The following is a 1,239-nucleotide window of genomic DNA, read 5'->3' on the forward strand; positions in this document are numbered from 1 at the left end:
GGTGATAAGACGGGTCATGTTCGGTGACTCCAATGATGCAAGGGGCCAGCCTGTGAGGGCTGGCCCTTTATGTTGTTTGTTGATGAGCGATGAGATGGTCGCGGTGGCTAGCCGTTGTAAAACAGGATGTAGTTCACACCGGCCTGCTGGGCAGCAGTGAGCAAGGGTTGCAGTGCTGGCGGGATGGCATCGAGCTCCATGGCCAGGTTCAGGGTGAACTCATAGGCGGAGTCATCCTTCACGCCGACATGTTCATGGGAGGCCATACGCTTGACCCATTGCCATTCTGGTACCAGGTCAGCGTCATCGTAATCGCCGATGATGGAACTCATGGCGACATCCAGCATCTGCATTACCGAATGGCCTGCCAGTGAGTCAGGTGTTGCAGGGATGGTGTTGGTCATTACATCGCTCCTTGTTGTCTGGGCTGTGGGTTACAGCTGATTGATAACCGGCTTGCAATTAAGACGGTCCAGCAGATGCAGCGAACCGTACTGGGCTACCAGTCGGTCTATGGCCATCTGGGCGCAGGCCGTTCTGCTGGGTTTATTTTCAGGTATGGCGTAACGAGCAGTGAGCCAACCGCCGAGCAGCGCAATGCGGTAGCCACTCGGGATGTGGGTGAGGGACGTTCCTATTCCCCTCCCGTGAATGAGGAAGGGCACTGCCTGTCCGCCGATGCCGATATCGATGCGCTGACCCTTGAGCTCGAAGGTGGTGATCTCGCCGGTTTGCGGATGTTTGCCGGGCACCTTGATGGTGATGTTTTTCGCCATTTCACACCTCCGGCTTGCGTTCAAAGTGGTGGGTCACAACGCCCGCTTCCGGGTCGATGCTGATAAACGCCGGGGCTTGCGGGTGGTATTGGTAGAGCCGCGCCAGTTCGGCACGAAACGCCTCGACGTTCGGCGCAATTACATGACTGGTATCCCCCTCGGCGTAAGTAAAGGTCTCCAGCTTCTCGGTGTTAATCCAGATGCCAAAGTACCAGGCGTCTTCCTCGGTGTCGTATTGCTGCCAACCTTGAGCCAATAGCGTGCGGTCGTAGTAATAGCGGTCAGCCTGATGGCTCCCCCGGTCGATGCGGCAACCCGTCACGGTGAGCTCAAACTGGATACGCCCCGCTTGGTGAGCCTTCTTGACCCGGCGCAGCAGCTTGAGGGCCTTGGCTCTGCTACGGCCATTACCGAGCGGTTGCGGCTGCCTGGCCCGTAATGCCAGATGGGTCATTATCTTCGG

The 1,239-nt window shown here is 57.6% G+C and carries 3 protein-coding genes; all 3 read right to left on the reverse strand.

Annotated elements, in window-relative coordinates; genetic code table 11:
* Positions 1-107 precede the first annotated feature (107 nt).
* Entirely contained in the window at positions 108-404 is a 297-nt protein-coding gene (locus AACR93_RS23015) for a hypothetical protein (RefSeq protein WP_024945029.1), read from the reverse strand.
* Between the two features lie 30 nt (positions 405-434).
* Complete coding sequence (locus AACR93_RS23020) at positions 435-776, reverse strand: hypothetical protein (RefSeq protein ID WP_024945028.1); 342 nt, start codon at positions 774-776, stop codon at positions 435-437.
* A 1-nt stretch (position 777) separates the two neighbouring features.
* Positions 778-1,239, reverse strand: a 462-nt coding sequence (locus AACR93_RS23025) for a hypothetical protein (RefSeq protein WP_043852086.1), incomplete at its 5' end; no start/stop codon positions are given.

It is taken from the genome of Aeromonas sp. L_1B5_3 (genome assembly GCF_963866575.1).
Lineage (GTDB): Bacteria > Pseudomonadota > Gammaproteobacteria > Enterobacterales > Aeromonadaceae > Aeromonas > Aeromonas jandaei.

Excerpts from the sequence above, each read along its gene's own strand:
- AACR93_RS23020 (WP_024945028.1), bottom strand. The coding sequence starts at position 776 with ATGGCGAAAAACATCACCATCAAGGTGCCCGGCAAACATCCGCAAACC.
- AACR93_RS23015 (WP_024945029.1), bottom strand. The coding sequence starts at position 404 with ATGACCAACACCATCCCTGCAACACCTGACTCACTGGCAGGCCATTCG.